This window comes from Herbaspirillum huttiense (genome assembly GCF_004367745.1).
In the GTDB taxonomy this organism is placed as follows: domain Bacteria; phylum Pseudomonadota; class Gammaproteobacteria; order Burkholderiales; family Burkholderiaceae_D; genus Herbaspirillum; species Herbaspirillum huttiense.
The window spans coordinates 2,291,541-2,305,454 of the sequence record NZ_CP037993.1 but is presented as its reverse complement, the minus strand read 5'-3'; the positions used below and the strand labels follow the sequence as shown (position 1 = coordinate 2,305,454).

Below are 13,914 nucleotides of genomic sequence, written 5' to 3'. Positions count from 1 at the left end.
TCAGATTGACCCAGCGCAGATTAAGCCGAAACCTTCAGGCCTTTCAGCGGCTCAGGGTTGAGCAGGCCGCCACCGACGCGCTTGGTGGTGTAGAACTGCACGTAGGGCTTGTTGGTGTACGGATCGCGGAGCACGCGGATGCCGATGCGGTCGATGATCTGGTAACCCTGCTTGAAGTCACCGAACATGATCGGCACCGCATTGGCGGCCACGTTGGGCATATCAGGCACTTCGGTGATGGGATAACCGGCCAGGGTCGCCGGCTGACCGGCAACGTAGGATGGCTGCCAAAGGTAGTTGCCCTGGCCGTCCTTGAGCTTGCGGGCCGCGCCTTGGGTATTCCGGTTCATGATGAAGCGGGCATTGCCGGCGAAAGCCGACGGCAGGCCGTAGATCAGGTCGATGATGCAATCAGAAGTCAGCGCAGCGGCCGCGCCGCTGTTGATCAGTGCGATAGCACCGAGCGGGTGAACAGCAGCATTGGCACCGCCGGTCACGTAGGTCAGCAGGCCCATCGGCTTCTTGTTGCCGTCACCCGAGACGAAGGCGGCGCCTTCCTGCTTGGCGAACTCGGTCTCGATTTCGGTCGCCAGCCATTGCTCGATGTCGATCTCGGAATCGTCGAGGAGCTGCTGGGTTGCCGAGGGGTTGGCGTAGATCTCGCCATGGGAGAAAGTCAGCGGCTTCAGCTTCGGGCTGTTGGTTTCCGGGCGGGCATCTGCCTCACCGACCCAGCCACTGCCGGTGCCGTGCATGTTGAACAGCTTGCTGAAGCCGGCCTTGGAGGTCGACATCACCGAGGCGATGGAACGAATCGGGGAGACCAGAACCAGCTTGTCGGTGATGGTCCGATCCCATTCAACCGGGGTGGTGTAGCCACCATCTTCGGCCGATCCCTTGCTGAGCGAGGCCTGGATCTCCCCGGAGCGCATGTGGGACTGGAAGGCACCGGTGTATTCGGCATCGCGCAGCTTCTTCTCGCCGCCGCTCATCTGGGAAGCCGCGATTTTGGTGTGGGCTTCCGCGACTTCCTTCTGCAGCTTGTCCAAGGTCGCGTTGATCGCCTCGACCTTGGCGGTCTGGTCAGCCGACGGCAGGCCCTTGCGGATGTCGTCCAGCTGCTTGGTGTGCTCGGCCTTGAAGTCCGAGAAAGCCTTGTTCATGGCCTCCACGGACTGGCGCAGCTCGGGCGGCAGCGAGCCGGTGTCAGCACGCACGCCCATGATGCCGCGACGACGGGTGATGATGTTCGATTGTTGCATCATTGACCTTTCAGAGTTTCGATAGTGGATTGCAGCAGCGCTGCGATTTCATTGGTGCCAGCGCTGGGCGTGGCCGGTGGGTCGGCAGCGCTAGGCGTGCCGGAAAACAGATTCTTGAAAACGTCCTTGCGCACGGAGCGGGAATGACCTGCCTTTGCCATGGCCACATCGATGAGCGCCTTGGCGCGCTGCTGGCTATTGGCCTTCGGATCGGACTTGATATCGGCGGCCGAGAGCATGCCGGTGGCAAACCCGTCTCTGATAGCGTCTGCCGGCGTCAGCCAGGTTTCCTTGTCCATCATGTCCGCCACGGTCTCCGACGAAAGGCCGGTACGGGCTGCGTACAGGCCCGCCATGGAGGCGTCGAAGGTCGCCATGACCTCAGCTGAATCGGCCAGGTCGTGACGATTGCCGACGACGACAGCCCAGGCATTGTGGATCATCAGGTGAGTCCCCTCACCCATCCGGATCTCATCACCGGCCATGGCGATGATAGATCCGGCGGAGGCGGCCAAGCCCAGGACATTCACGGTAACCTTGGCCTTGTGCTCGCGTAGCAGGTTGTAAATAGCTACACCCTCGAAGAAGTCGCCGCCCGGCGAATTCACATTGACCGTAACGTCGCGCTCGCCGATGGCGCGCAGCGCTGCCGAGATGCGGCGAGCGGTCACACCATTCCCGTCCCAGGTGTCGCCGATGGCGCCATAGACGGAGATCGACGTATCGGCATCCTCCTTCGCTGCGCGGATTTCGGGATTCCAGCGCTCCAGCGCATCCTCCGGCATTTCAAATTCGCCGTTCAGCCGATGGTCAGCCTTGATTTCAGGGAGCTTTAGGTGGCTCATTGTTGGGTGCCTTTGACATTTGGTTCTTCAGGGAATTGGCTTGCGGCTCGTCCGACTCGGGGAGGTCACTGAGCTTTCTCACCTCGTTTTGCGTCATCCAGGGCGCCTGGCCGCCTGCGCCCAGCGCCTTAGTGAAGAAGTTCGCTTGCGCCTCCAACGTGCCGCGCAACAGAGCGCGCTCGTTGAACTTGAACTGCACCTGATCGAGTTCGGATTCGGTCAGTAAGACGCGGGCGGCCGACTGCTCCCAATTCGTGAAACGGAAGGCCAGTGCGTACTGCACGAAGAAAATGGCCAGCTGCTCGATGCCGCTGCCCCAGGCAGTGTCATCCATCATCATCAGCGGGCGCGGCACACCGAAAGCGCGAGCGACCTCCTCGATCTGCATGCCGCGATTCTCGACATGCTGGGCGGCGGATGCCGTATCGGAGAACTTGCCGGCCTTGCCGCCACCCTCCAGGATCATGAATTTCCCGGAGTTTTCAGCCCCGCTATGCTCGTCGCGCAAGGAATTCTTGATGCGGTCGTAGGCCCGATCCGACAACTCATGCGGAAATTCAAGAGCCCCACCGGCCATGACGCCCGATTCGAAGGTGCGAGACGCCGCCTGCTCGGCCTTCAAGGCCAGATCGATGGCGCCGCCCGCGAGGCGAACGCGAGACTGCCCCTTGATGCCATCCTCACTGAGGTCGCGCAGATGGAAGACCTCGGATGCAGGCAGAACGACGCGCTGCCCATCGGGCCGCGTGAAAACATAGGTCATTTCCCATGTGTTCGAGAGCTGCGGCTCTACACGATCCGGGTGCATTGGAATCAAGGCCACCGGTCGCGAGCCGGACTTGATGACACGGGCATAAGCGTTGCCCTTGAACATCAAGTGAAACTCCATCAGCCGCTTGAATTCCAGCGGCGTCTGCCAGCTATTCGGGCGATACTTGAGCAGGCGGAAGGCCGGGTGCTCCGTTGCGTTGCCCTTCCCTGGATCGCTGTACATCAGATTGAACGGCAGCATGCCGATGGCTTCCGATATCAACGTAACGCAGCGAAGCACTGCCATATTGCGCAGTGCCTTCAGCGCACCAGGACCACCGGCAGCCTGCGATCCCCTCACATATTCCAGAAATGCCGGATCGTTCAGTCCATTGAAGACCAAGCCGCCTTGAGGCTCCGCCCTGGGCGCAAGCGTCTGCTCCAGTACTGGCTCCAACCGGGATATCTCCATCGGCGGGCGCAAGTCGGCCTGCTCCAACGCCGAAGAGCGGAAGTAGTCAAACAGTCGCATGGGATCCTTAAGCGAAGCGAATGCCTCGCCGCTCGTAAATCGTGTTGATTGCTGGCGCTGGGTTCAGCGACAGCAAGGAAATTGCATTGAAGGTTGCCATCAAGGGGTCGATCTTCGCGGTACCAGAGGCCTGCTTGGTGATCAGAATGGCGTTTCCTTTGGGCTCCACCTTGGCATTGCTGACGCAGTAATTCATCATCTTTTGTCCGCCGTGCACCAGCACACCCTCCGCCAGCTTGCGCTCGGTGGTCTTGATGGCGCCGCCAAGCTTCCAGCCCTGCGAAATACCTACGATCTTGTCCTGCGGCACACCGGCCTCGATCAGCGCATCCAGAATCCCGCCCATACCACCAGGATCAACGCCGACCTTGTCCAGAAGTCCAGCCTGCTCGATGGATGCAACCATTTCAGCCATCTCGATGACGTCAGGGCCAACCGATGCACATATCGTCAACTCACCCAACTTCGCATAATCCCGCCAGGCTGGCACCTCGGACTTCCGCAGCTCCAGTGCCGGGGGATTTACCCAGGCATGCGTCCAGAGCAACCACTCACGGGTGACCTTGTGGCGCCCAGCGGCCGCAAGCCCGAGCCAGTCATCATTGCCGCCACCGTCAGCGCCGACGTCGATCACCTCGCACTCTTCCAGCAAATGTTTCAGCGTCAAGCCTGGGCGTGTGGCCTGACGCTCCCATTGGTCTGCGCCTGACCACCGATCAGACCGGAGGGCCAGTCCGATTTCCACGTTGCCATGCTTCGCAAGGAATCCGCGAAAGGATTCTTCGCTACTAGCCTTGGACTTGTCGTATTCCCGATAGAGAAACTCCTCATCTACCGAATAGCCAAGATTCGGATTGACCAGCGCCAGATTTTCCTTGAGCAGATGGGCCTTCGAAGCCACCATTTCTGGCGGATGTTCGAAGATCACCGGCTGGAATCGGGGGTCATGAATCTTTCCATCACGCACATCCCGCGCGTACTGCAACTTCTCGCGGAAAACACCCGCCGGTGGCTCTGCAGACTGGGTGGTGAGGTAGATAACGAACCCCTCCGGACGCGATGCCAAGCCCCCTATAGCCTCACGGAACATCTGTTCAGCATCAGCCTGCTCGCCGAAAAGGTGCAGCTCGTCGATCAGCGTACCGACGCTTTTTTTGCCGCCGACCGTATTTGCATCAGCAGCAACAACTTTCAACGTCGCATCCGTGGTGCGGTGAGTGATGGTCTTGATATGCGTCTGCACTTGGAAGAGGTCGTCAAGCTCCTCCTCGTGCTTCACCATGTCGCGGCTTGGCGCGAAACTATTGTTCGCCACCTCAATAGTAGGGGCTAAGATTGTGTATTCCGCAGACAGCCGCCAATTCAGGATCAAGGCGGTCATCATGATGCCCGCCGCCAAGCTGGACTTACTGTTCTTCTTGGGGATACAAACGAACCACTCCGTAATCAGCCGCCGACCGCTCTCCGGGTCATACGCGCCGAAAACTGATGCAACCAGATCAAATACCCATTGCGCGGCCGCTTCGCCAAACGTCGGGGAGCCCGGCGCATCCACAATCTTCAGTTGCTTGAAAATCGCTAGCGCTCGCTCGGCCTCTTCCGGGAAAATGGGCGGCGGAATGATCGATGCGCCGCCCTTCAGTTTTGCGCCCCAGTCCGGGCAGGCAGTTGACCAAGCAGGCATCGAAGCTTCCGTCTATTGTTTCGGCTAGCCCTTATTGACTAGCCTCAAGGGTGGCGGCAGCGCGCCGAATTTGCTGGCAGCCTTCTTAGCCGCCTCGTCCTTCGCATCCTTTTTCCCGCCCTCGCCCAACCTCTGATGCATGAAAGGCATCAGTGCTTTAGCCGCATCGATACGCAGCTTATTCTCCGTCCCGGAGTCATTCATTGTTGCCAGCAAGAACGCTTGAGGGTCACTGTATTGGAGCGCCCGATTGATATCAAAAGGGCTCGTCGCCGGCTTGGGCGGCACCTCTTTAGTTTCCCCTCGGCACTTTTTCAGATATTCAGCGACGGCGGGGTCTTTAACAAGTCGCGATCCTGCTGCCGAGGCAGTCGCGGCACTGTAACCGGCCTCGATAGCCGCGTCCCTGTTGGACTTCCCGCGCATCACCGCATCGGCAAACAGCTTCTTTTTAGCTGTTAATGCCATTAACAAAACTCCTAAAAGGGGATTTTTTCTGCGCGTGGGAAGGCATGAGGTTTCCGAGGTTTCACCTCATCAACTTTCGATACCCCCGGTGGGCAACACCTCCGGATCATTCTCCCCTGGCTCGTTCAGCAGCCTCACGCGCCGTTTTCTCGTCGTGGTGATCCTTGCAAAGACCTTGAAGGTTGCTCTGCTCGTTGGATCCGCCTCGCCACAAAGGCGTCTTGTGATCGACCTCTACTGCAATGGTCTGCCTGCCTTCAGCCAGGCATAACACACACCAATGATCAGATGCCATTAAGGCATCGGTCTTGATCTTCATCCACTGCCGACCGCGAATGCGGGGAGTGCTTTCAGCCATGATAAGGACCCGGCTCATAGATGTTGGCGACAATCGCTGCTTCAGCATCTTTAGTTTTGAAGAAGACATTACTGCGCTTATCTCTTAAATGTACCGATCTCAAGAAGCACTACAGGTAATTTCCCAACTCCACTAATTCTCACCGGGCTGATGGCTAGGACCAAGCCGCTTGCAACACTGCCATCATCTGATCTTGCCCGGCCTGGTTCGCGTGGATGTGATCACCGGTGCCCGGCCCGCTGCCCTGATCGTCGTAAATTGCTTTCATGATAGGCGGCGAGACTGAGTAGTCCGAGATTACCGTATCAATGTCGACGTAAGTAGAAGCACCGCTCGCAGCCAGTGTTTTTGCCGCAGTGATGCACTTCTGGCGCTCCGTCTCCTTCGCCCCAGCGTAGCCGTTGACTGCATAGTCAGAGTCCTGGAACAGCTTGATTTTCTGGGCGGCTATTGTCGCCAGTACGGCGGACTGAGCCGACGCATATGTCGATTGGTCAGTGAAACCGTTTTGCGAGAAAGCGGGAATCGAGGCGTCGGTCGGGTAATTTCCTCCAGCCGTCCAGTAGTCGGTCAGAAGCTTCAAGAATTGCTGCTGAGAGTGACCGCTGCCCGCGAAGTTAGAGATGCAGATTGGCGATGCTGGAGTTGACAGCCCGCGCAGTCCGACAATCTCCCAGCTAGTTCCGCTGGAGTTGTAGGCCGCAGACTTCCGCGAGTCGCCGGTAATATGCACGTTGCGAACCGGATTTTTGAACTTGAACTCAAGGAAATATGCCATCTCCCATCCGGCGCTAGTGGAAACCGGGGGTGCATTGGTGAGCGTGTTCACGCCGTCGTTGTTTACGTCGGACGTTACCCACTCGCGGTAGTACGGCTGGCCCCGCTTCGTATTGTAGGTCGAGGACAAAGAGCCGTTGGTGATGATGATGCCAGCACCAGCAAGACTGTTAGCAAGCCGCACCACGATCCCCGGGCGACCGCCAACAACGTCTGTGCGGGGAATCGAATTCAATGGAATCCAGTCGGAGACCAGATAGGTGCAACCATTGGACCCGCCCGAATTCACCGCAGGAACACCGATGTTCGCCCCGCCGAACGTCACGCGGCTCCAGCCCATGCCGCCGCCAGTAGCCATGGAGTTGTAGGCGACGCCATTCGCTGTCGGGTAGAAACAATTGGCCACGGTGTTCAACGCCATGGTGTCGGTCACCCCTACCAAGGCTTCGATGTTCGGCATCGTGCCGCTGCCGTATTTGTTCATGTAGACGACACGCACGGCCTCGAAATCGGCCTCGACCTCGAATTTTCCGTGGCTTGTGCGGAGTCCACTGGCTCCAGTCACATAGGAGTCGTTCGACCGCATTTTCAGCGTGCCGATTTTGTTGGTGTTCGGCGTTGGCGAAACCGAAGCAGAAGGTGCTGACTGCGCGCCGACGCCGACCGCGCTTACTGCAGCCACTTTGATATACACCGGAACCCCGTTGGGGAGGCCGCTGAGTGTCAAAGGGCTGGCGGCACCCGTGGCCGTACCGAGCAAGAGGTTATCCGAAGCACGATAGACCGGCATTTGATAGCCGGTGATCGCACTGCCGCCGTTGTCTGCCGGGGCAGAGAATGCACCTGTAACCGAACCGTTACCGGCGGATACCGAAACCCCGGTCGGAGCGCCAGGCGCAACCACTGGTACGGTTCCGGCGCTGCCCGAATATGCCAAGCCTGTGGCTCGGCAGCCAATCACAGAACCGCGATCCGTGGTCAATTGGGTATAGGTGGAGGCAGTCTGGCCGGAGATATCCGATCCGTTGCGGGTCCACTGGAATCCTGTGGCCGAGTAGCCGGGGCGCAGCGACGCAGTCAGCACGTTGCCGGCACCGAGACTTCCACTGATAACAACAGGGATCTTTGCGAGCCCCAAAATGCCCGCCTCAACCATTGCCGAAGTAATACTCATGCCGTTTTCGTCCACTTCGAAATGTTGGTCTTGCTGCCGTTGTAGGAAATGGTTTTGGTGAACACAGCGCCATCTGGACGAGACGCAACGATGCTCACCACCCGATCACTGCCGTCTTTGGTGATCTCGACATCACACCACTCCGTCCAGGTATCCGACAAACCCAGCGGGCTATTCAAACCGACATCAGCGAGCATATGAGCACCGGAAATAAAAAAGCCCGCACGTGGCGGGCAAACCCTCAAGAGGGAGGAGACATCATGGAGCGTCAGGGGAGAATCGAACTCCTCGTCATCTGCTTGGAAGGCAGCGGCTCTACCATTGAGCTACGGACGCAGAAAGCCTTCGACTTCACTCCACCGGAGTGAAATCGACGTAATACTTCTCACCGGGCTTGAATTGCCCGATCAGCGCAGGATTTGCGACGGTCAGGCTCAGGGTGGCCGAGGGCGAGAACTTGGCGAAGGTGTTGTCTTCGTCACTACCATCCTCCGGATACTTCGCGGCAGCCACAGCATTGAAGTGAAGCACTTCGCAACCGGGGAATTGCTCGATCTTGTTCAACTGCATCTTGGCGCGCATCTTCGACATTCTCTTCTCCTGGGCTCAAGCCCCCCCCACATCAAGCAAAAGGGCAACAAAAAAGCCCCGTCCAATTGGACCGGGGCTTCATCGAAATTTTTCTGACACTTTTTCAGACTATCTGAATGACCCCGATTTTAGCGGGAAAAGTGTAATCTCGGCCAGAACTATTATGTGTAATTTTAATTACACACTCGCGACGCGGTTCTCGGCATCGAAGGACTGCTGCGCCACTTGAAAGCTGCGCGAGAGTGAAATCGCCTTACGAACAAATGTGCGAGCCCGGTTGTAATAGGTCTTTTGCGAGATACCTCTCTCATCTGCCAGGCGCTTCACGTGGCCTGCCTTCTCGATGTACATCAGGCGGAAGCACGCGAAGGCCTCGGCATGCTCTTTCATATCTGCCATGGCATACACCGCAGCATTGAAGAACTGCATCTCGGCACTGTTGCGCGCGTTGGGCGGCTCCTTCACCTTCCCTGCCTGGAAGCGCGCCAGCACGTTCTGTGCTCCGGCCTGCAAGTAGAACTTGCGCGTGTGGCACCACCACAGCCACTCCTCGCAGTAGGCGTCCAGCTGCTTATCGCTCATGCGCTCGTTCGTCGCTGTCGGGCTCATCCGCCAATCTCCTTCAGCAGCTGCTGCAGCTGGCGAATCTTCCCAGTTTCGATTTCGCGCGCCGCTGCCTCGTCATCGATCTCGATTGCCGCCTTCGCAATGTCGTCGCTGAGCGTCTTGAGCATCATGCCAATGGCCACAGCACGCTCAGAAAGCGCCCCAAGCTTGGCAATAGCGGACTGATTCGGCTTTGCCTGCATATTTGTCGTTTGCGACACTTTGCTCTCCTTTTGAAATTCAATTGCCCGACGAGGCGCAGGCTCCTCGTGCTTCGCGCCGTGCTCGTTCACCTTCACGCGGGCGTAATGCCCTGGCTTGCCCTCCACCACAAGACCAGCGCTCAACAGCGCCGCGATGCAGCCGCCGGCCACCCGCATGTCGATAGCGCTTCCCTGGCGCCGCATTTCGGCCACGATCTGGGTTGAGGTCCAATGCTCCGCGATAGGCACCACGGCGAAAACCTTCTTCGCGGTGGCATTCAAACCCTGCTGCAATGCTGTAAAACGCGACTGGCGCATGTACTTCTCCTTATTTCTTCCTGTCAGCGCCTGCGCTGCCTTCTCGGGCAAGATGGCGCAGCAGCACCGCCAGCGCGCCGCCGAATGCCCCGAAGAGCGCCAGTAGCGTCAGAATCAGCTCCACATCATCACCGCGCATCTCGCCCCCCTCAGTGGTCGCACGGCAGGTCGCCGTCTTCATTGGTCTTCGCGCCGCAGCTCAAGCAAATCAGCGGGCCGCCGTTGATCTTGGCCCGCAGCTGCACGCTGAAGCGCCTGGGCAGGACGTTGGAATAGTGGTGCGCGGCCTCGATCCGCGATGTCTTCAATGCCTGCGCGCGGTCCTGGCCTGGCTCGGGGATGCTCTGGCGGATGATGCTCGGCCGGTCTTCGGCGGGGATGGCGGCGATCATGCGGCACCTTCTTTCTTCGCATCTGCGATGGCTTCGGCGCAGTCCCCAGGGATTTGCTGAGCAACATCCACCATCACCCAGGCCTCGGTAATGGCCGCCTCCAGAATCCCAGTGGCATTGTTCCGAAGACGGCGGACAGCATGGCGCATCGGCTCTTCGTTTCCAGCGTCAAGGGACTTGATAGCAGCCATCAGCTCAATGAAGCGATCTGCGGTAGATGGGACGCTCATGCTGCAGCGCCCTCCTGCCGCCGACGCGCCCAAACCCACACTGCACTGTCTTCGGTCATGTGGATCGACAGCGTGAACCAGCCTTCTCCGGCGGGGCGCTCGCTCACCCAGTCACTGATGTCGGCTTCGCCTTCCTCGAAGTAGCGGTGATGAGCTGCGTGGTCCGGATAGTCTTCCAGGTCATCGATCTTCAGCTCCAAGCCCTGCGCAGCGATCCAAGCTTTGTAGGCCTGCCAGTCTTCATCGAAGTCGGGCTCTTCAGGGTGGACCCAGTAGCCGTCCTGATCGCGCGCCACCGGGGCGGGCTGAATGAGTACCAGCGGAGCAGCGGCCGCTTGAACGTTTTGCATGTATCTCTCCTAGTTGCTTCTTATCAATCAAACGGCATGGCCGAGCAGATGGCGCATCGACCAGACCAGCGGTGGAACAGCAGGGCCAGCCAGCTCCGGCGGCACCTCAAAGCGGGATGCATCGACCAGGTACACGGCGCGAGCTTCTTCCTTCAGGGAGTAGCGGAATGCCTTGTAATTCGTCTTGTCCACCTCCAAGGCCCCGCACGCCGACATATTGCGAATCACCGAAGCCACGCCAAAATTGGAGGAAATGCCGAGCTGCAAGATGGCGCACTGGATTTCCCACATCAGAGAACCGGGGTGCTCTTCCAGGTATTCCGCCACATGCTCACGAATGCTTTTCCCCTTCTGCATATGCCCTCCAAGGGTGGATGTCAGCCGCCGATCTCGATATGCACTGCGCCAGGCTGGCGGCCATACGTGCGGCGCAGCGTCACAGGCTCGAACTGGCTGTCGTCCACCCCGAGCGCACATGCAATTCCGTCCAGACTCGGCTTCATTGCGGCAAGCAGGTTGTCGCGGTCGCGCCACCGGCGATCCGGCATCTCGAAGGTGATGCGCAGCGGCACGTCCTGGCCGTGCGGCTCCCATCCAGCCCTGTGCGCGGCCTCCAGCCCCAGGATGTGGCCTACGTGCTTTGCCTTCTTGCGCAAACCCGACGTGACAGACCAGTGCTTGCCGTTCGCCCTGTTCGGATTCAAGTCCTTGTCCGGGAATGGAAGCGTGACTGCGACCAGCTTCATTGCAGATCTCCATGGTGTGTAGGGTGCGCGTTCTCATCCGTGCAACAATTGAGGCTCTCAACCCGATCAATTGAAACGACGAAAGGAACGCGCATGGAACAGGTGCTAAAAATTTCCGTAGAAAAACAATCGGACGACACTGTCAAGCTCACGCTTGATCCTTTGGCGAACGGCGGAGAACTCGCTGTGCAATACATTGATCAAGCCATCGCAGCGTTAGGAAAATTGCGCGAAGGCCTGGCACCGCCCATCGGTGAGAATCGGCCGCTTGGTGTACTAGAACGTGGGCTGACTGACCCGGCGTTTCATGTTTCTCCGCAGGATCTCCAAGGAGGTGCGCTCCTGCAGATCCGAGATCCTGGCTTTGGATGGATGAATTTCGCGTTTTCTCATCAGAACTCCCTCCTCCTGAGCCAGCTTCTACAAAAATTCTCGGCTGATCCCGCAGCACAATCTCCTTCCCACTAAGGAAGACACGGACGTGAGGGCTTGAGATCTGTTCTTGAGCGCTCACGATTCAGCCGCCTCATTCAGCTCGACTAGGCGCTGCAGGTGGTGTGCAGCCTTGGCGATATCCTCGTCGCCGCCCTTGGCGCCCTCGCGGGCCAGGTATGCGATGGCCGTGGCCTTGTGGTAGCCGCGCACTTCCTCGGGCGTCAGCCACTTCTCGATGGCCTCCCACGGCTCCAGGGCCATGTCCTTGTAATGCGATCCGCCGACCTGGCGATCCTTCGCGGACAGCGGACCGGGGTTCCGCTTCGGGGGAATCTGTCCGTTACGTCGAGTTGCCATGCTGATACTCCCTTCAAATAATTTGCTGTCTGAAAAATTCTTGCTGCGCCTGGAGCCACGCCGCGCGCTTGGTCACGGCTTCTTGCGCCGCAGCCTGGAAGTGGCTGCACTCACGCTGCGTCGTAGTGCTCGGGTAGGTGGCTGATTCCACGAACTTGCACGTTGCGAAACCACGCTTCGCCATTTCCGGCTTGCTGCGAAGGTCGCAGTGTGCGCAGTCCAGGCAGCGCATCACGCCACCTTCTTCTTCAGCCCACGCGCGGCCTGCAGGGCGGCGTTCCGGTTCTCGGGCGACACCTCGGCCTTGCCCTCGACCTTTGGCTGCGCCGACACCACGCGCTGGCCGGATACCGTCACGGGCGGCCTGCCGCCGTTGTCGATGGCCTCCTGCACGCGCTGCTTCAGCGAGAATGCCGATTCGCCAGGGATGGTCTTGAGACCCAGCTCCGCAGCCTTGGCGATCACGCCCTGCTCCGTCGCGAACCATGCGCCGCTGCCGCCCTGCTTGCCCTGCGGGTTCATTTCGTCCTCGCGGCGGCACCAGTTCCGCCAGGTGGCCAGCCAGTCGGCCTTGCTGCCCTTCTGCCCCGGCTGCGCCAGCCAGTGGTCCTTGAACTTCGCGGCCACCGAGCGCAGACGGTCAGCGGTCCAGTGCGGGAACTCCTGCAGCGTCCATTCGCCAAGCGATTTCGTCAGCACCCAGTCCGAGGGCAAGCGCGTCCCACGCGCTCCCTGACGTTTCCTTGATGGTTCAACTGATGGTTCCTTGACGGTTATGGGTGCGAGATCTGCGGGGGTGGGGTGCGAATTCTGCGGGGGTGGGGGTGCAGATTCTGCGGGGGTGGGTGCAGGATTCGACAGGGGTGCAGATTCTGCGGGGGTGCGAAATTTGCGGGGGTCGATCTTGTAGACCGTGCTGCGGCCTTTGCGCATGAGGCGCGTGATGATGCCCTCGCCTTCCATGTCCGCGACATGCTGCTGCACCGTGCGTTCGCCCATGCTGCACTTCAGCGCAATGGACTGCACCGATGGGTAGCACTCGCCCTGGTCGTTGGCGTTGTCGCACAGCGCCAGAAGCACCAATTTCCTGCCAGCTGGCAGATCGGTCTTCCAAGCGAGTGTCATCAGGGCAATACTCATTGTTCAGCCTTCAACAAACCCTTGCGGGTCAAAACTTGGTGGGTCAGCGAGACCGCCTCTTCGAAGCGCTCCAGCATCTGTTCGTGGGTCATGCCTGCGGGACGCGGCGCGCGGCCGTCCAGTACGTCATGGCAGGCGCTGCAGCCATACGCTGCACGGGTATCCGGAGCCTTCAGGCCCATGCCCTTGCCGTCCTTCAGCTGGTTGCTGTGGCAGAGCACAGTGGTATCGGTGCGGTGGTTGCACACCAGCGGGAAGCGCAGCGTGCATTCCTGATCGCGCGCGGAGGCGCGGATCTTGGTCATCTTTGGCTTGGAGGCCTTGCGCGCCTTCATCTGGGACGATGCAACGCGCAGCAGGCCGGAGCCCGGCTTGGCAAACCCGGTGCGCTTCAAGGGCTTCGTGCCAGGGCGGAGAGGTGTTTTACGCTTAAGCATCGCGCCCCAGCTGCCAGCGCACATAGGGAATGCGGATGCGATCATGAAAGCGCTCAGCGGCGGCCGGGTCGTGATCCAGCTTGCGGCGCTTGTCCACCTCGCAAACACGGCGCACCAGGTCGGCCGCCTTCTCCGGGGTATCATAGGGAGCATCGTCCTGCCACTTCTCATCGAGGAAGGCGCGGAAGCGAGGCTCCTGGCAGAAAATGCCGGCCAACTTGGCGAGCGCCCCGCCCTTTTGCTGTTCTGCTTGCATGAC

The 13,914-nt window shown here is 59.5% G+C and carries 22 protein-coding genes and 1 tRNA gene; 1 reads left to right on the top strand and 22 read right to left on the bottom strand.

The genetic code is table 11. From position 1 onward, the window contains the following. Positions 1–20: 20 nt before the first annotated feature. From E2K99_RS10420 to E2K99_RS10340, 18 genes are all read right to left on the bottom strand, one after another. A complete protein-coding gene (locus E2K99_RS10420; RefSeq protein WP_134222169.1) occupies positions 21–1,265 on the bottom strand; it encodes a phage major capsid protein in 1,245 nt (414 codons plus the stop codon). Continuing rightward, positions 1,262–2,107, bottom strand: a complete 846-nt coding sequence (locus tag E2K99_RS10415) for a head maturation protease, ClpP-related (protein ID WP_134222168.1) — start codon at positions 2,105–2,107, stop codon at positions 1,262–1,264. Before E2K99_RS10415 ends, E2K99_RS10420 begins: the two co-directional genes overlap by 4 nt. Beyond that, entirely contained in the window at positions 2,085–3,389 is a 1,305-nt protein-coding gene (locus tag E2K99_RS10410; RefSeq protein WP_134222167.1) for a phage portal protein, read from the bottom strand. The genes E2K99_RS10415 and E2K99_RS10410 overlap by 23 nt, the downstream gene beginning before the upstream one ends. A gap of 7 nt (positions 3,390–3,396) precedes the next feature. Next, positions 3,397–5,073, bottom strand: a complete 1,677-nt coding sequence (locus tag E2K99_RS10405) for a terminase large subunit (protein WP_134222166.1) — start codon at positions 5,071–5,073, stop codon at positions 3,397–3,399. 24 nt (positions 5,074–5,097) lie between these two features. Beyond that, complete coding sequence (locus tag E2K99_RS10400) at positions 5,098–5,541, bottom strand: terminase small subunit (protein ID WP_134222165.1); 444 nt, start codon at positions 5,539–5,541, stop codon at positions 5,098–5,100. Positions 5,542–5,647: 106 nt separating this feature from the next. After that, positions 5,648–5,968 (bottom strand): HNH endonuclease, encoded by a 321-nt coding sequence (locus E2K99_RS10395; protein WP_134222164.1) that lies wholly within the window; start codon positions 5,966–5,968, stop codon positions 5,648–5,650. Positions 5,969–6,053: 85 nt separating this feature from the next. After that, positions 6,054–7,850 carry a fibronectin type III domain-containing protein gene (locus E2K99_RS10390; RefSeq protein WP_134222163.1) on the bottom strand — a complete coding sequence of 599 codons (1,797 nt, stop codon included), beginning with the start codon at positions 7,848–7,850 and terminating at the stop codon, positions 6,054–6,056. Continuing rightward, positions 7,847–8,047, bottom strand: a complete 201-nt coding sequence (locus E2K99_RS10385; protein ID WP_134222162.1) for a hypothetical protein — start codon at positions 8,045–8,047, stop codon at positions 7,847–7,849. Before E2K99_RS10385 ends, E2K99_RS10390 begins: the two co-directional genes overlap by 4 nt. Before the next feature lie 64 nt (positions 8,048–8,111). Beyond that, positions 8,112–8,186: transfer RNA gene (locus E2K99_RS10380), tRNA-Gly, on the bottom strand. Between the two features lie 15 nt (positions 8,187–8,201). Next, complete coding sequence (locus E2K99_RS10375; RefSeq protein WP_166675057.1) at positions 8,202–8,441, bottom strand: hypothetical protein; 240 nt, start codon at positions 8,439–8,441, stop codon at positions 8,202–8,204. 177 nt (positions 8,442–8,618) lie between these two features. Next, the gene (locus tag E2K99_RS10370; protein ID WP_134222161.1) at positions 8,619–9,023 is read right to left on the bottom strand and encodes a hypothetical protein; all 405 of its coding nucleotides are present in this window, start codon (positions 9,021–9,023) and stop codon (positions 8,619–8,621) included. Between the two features lie 23 nt (positions 9,024–9,046). Next, entirely contained in the window at positions 9,047–9,568 is a 522-nt protein-coding gene (locus tag E2K99_RS10365; protein WP_134222160.1) for a hypothetical protein, read from the bottom strand. Between the two features lie 10 nt (positions 9,569–9,578). Further along, positions 9,579–9,707 carry a hypothetical protein gene (locus E2K99_RS26075; RefSeq protein ID WP_276321826.1) on the bottom strand — a complete coding sequence of 43 codons (129 nt, stop codon included), beginning with the start codon at positions 9,705–9,707 and terminating at the stop codon, positions 9,579–9,581. Positions 9,708–9,717: 10 nt separating this feature from the next. Then, entirely contained in the window at positions 9,718–9,960 is a 243-nt protein-coding gene (locus E2K99_RS10360) for a hypothetical protein (RefSeq protein WP_134222159.1), read from the bottom strand. Then, a complete protein-coding gene (locus tag E2K99_RS10355; protein ID WP_134222158.1) occupies positions 9,957–10,190 on the bottom strand; it encodes a hypothetical protein in 234 nt (77 codons plus the stop codon). The genes E2K99_RS10360 and E2K99_RS10355 overlap by 4 nt, the downstream gene beginning before the upstream one ends. Further along, positions 10,187–10,540 (bottom strand): hypothetical protein, encoded by a 354-nt coding sequence (locus tag E2K99_RS10350; protein ID WP_134222157.1) that lies wholly within the window; start codon positions 10,538–10,540, stop codon positions 10,187–10,189. Before E2K99_RS10350 ends, E2K99_RS10355 begins: the two co-directional genes overlap by 4 nt. A gap of 27 nt (positions 10,541–10,567) precedes the next feature. Then, entirely contained in the window at positions 10,568–10,897 is a 330-nt protein-coding gene (locus E2K99_RS10345) for a hypothetical protein (RefSeq protein WP_134222156.1), read from the bottom strand. Positions 10,898–10,917: 20 nt separating this feature from the next. Then, positions 10,918–11,286, bottom strand: a complete 369-nt coding sequence (locus tag E2K99_RS10340) for a RusA family crossover junction endodeoxyribonuclease (protein ID WP_134222155.1) — start codon at positions 11,284–11,286, stop codon at positions 10,918–10,920. Positions 11,287–11,379: 93 nt separating this feature from the next. On the opposite strand from E2K99_RS10340, the gene E2K99_RS10335 reads away from it, so the two are divergent. Next, the gene (locus E2K99_RS10335; RefSeq protein ID WP_134222154.1) at positions 11,380–11,754 is read left to right on the top strand and encodes a hypothetical protein; all 375 of its coding nucleotides are present in this window, start codon (positions 11,380–11,382) and stop codon (positions 11,752–11,754) included. A 42-nt stretch (positions 11,755–11,796) separates the two neighbouring features. On the opposite strand, the gene E2K99_RS10330 is transcribed toward E2K99_RS10335, so the two are convergent. From E2K99_RS10330 to E2K99_RS10315, 4 genes are all read right to left on the bottom strand, one after another. Then, on the bottom strand, positions 11,797–12,078 hold the full coding sequence (locus E2K99_RS10330; protein WP_134222153.1) for a DUF3310 domain-containing protein: 282 nt from the start codon (positions 12,076–12,078) through the stop codon (positions 11,797–11,799). A 231-nt stretch (positions 12,079–12,309) separates the two neighbouring features. Next, entirely contained in the window at positions 12,310–13,218 is a 909-nt protein-coding gene (locus E2K99_RS10325) for a helix-turn-helix domain-containing protein (RefSeq protein WP_134222152.1), read from the bottom strand. Next, positions 13,215–13,613 (bottom strand): nuclease domain-containing protein, encoded by a 399-nt coding sequence (locus E2K99_RS10320; RefSeq protein WP_240733888.1) that lies wholly within the window; start codon positions 13,611–13,613, stop codon positions 13,215–13,217. The genes E2K99_RS10325 and E2K99_RS10320 overlap by 4 nt, the downstream gene beginning before the upstream one ends. Before the next feature lie 34 nt (positions 13,614–13,647). After that, the gene (locus tag E2K99_RS10315) at positions 13,648–13,911 is read right to left on the bottom strand and encodes a hypothetical protein (protein WP_134222151.1); all 264 of its coding nucleotides are present in this window, start codon (positions 13,909–13,911) and stop codon (positions 13,648–13,650) included. Positions 13,912–13,914 lie beyond the last annotated feature (3 nt).